Origin of the sequence: Pseudomonas sp. EA_5y_Pfl2_R50 (genome assembly GCF_963970475.1) — a bacterium.
GTDB lineage: Bacteria > Pseudomonadota > Gammaproteobacteria > Pseudomonadales > Pseudomonadaceae > Aquipseudomonas.
On sequence record NZ_CAXAPT010000139.1, the window covers coordinates 1 to 482 of the forward strand.

At 62.9% G+C, this 482-nt stretch carries 1 protein-coding gene; it reads right to left on the bottom strand.

The window, feature by feature from the left end; all coding sequences use genetic code 11:
* Positions 1–77: 77 nt before the first annotated feature.
* Complete coding sequence (locus AACY19_RS27115) at positions 78–332, bottom strand: DNA -binding domain-containing protein (RefSeq protein WP_006022610.1); 255 nt, start codon at positions 330–332, stop codon at positions 78–80.
* Positions 333–482: the final 150 nt, after the last annotated feature.

Genomic DNA, 482 nt, shown 5'->3' on the forward strand with positions numbered 1-482 from the left:
GTCAGGATTCCCGGCTGGGTTGTTCAGTGGAAGTCAGAGGGCCGGCAAAGGGTGGTGCCGAAACGGCATCGCGGCGATCACTGTGCGGAGCGGACCAAGTCTCGATAGCCGTGCTCGGTCATCCACTGCGCGCGGGCGAGATGCGTGTCATGGACCTGGCGGCACCGCTGCGGCTCACGTGCCGTATCGAGGCCAAAGAGAATCTGGACGGCTTCGCGCCAATCAGCTCCGTCGCGCGAGGAATCGAGCAGGCGCAGATAGAGAACCATATGCTCGCGGTCATAGGCCGTGAGGGTCTGGCTGATCGGAGGCGCATCGAGAAACGGCGGCATCGCGGATTCCATCAGGCGACTATATTCGCGCGGAAAGCATTCGTTAACACTCGTGCCCGGCATTACTGTGACAACGTGCGATGGATGGTGTGCGCCACGCGATCACGGCGCTGCTAACGCCTCGTCGGCCGGTCGTCCCGCTCATGGAGC

Excerpts from the sequence above, each read along its gene's own strand:
- AACY19_RS27115 (WP_006022610.1), bottom strand. The coding sequence starts at position 332 with ATGCCGCCGTTTCTCGATGCGCCTCCGATCAGCCAGACCCTCACGGCC.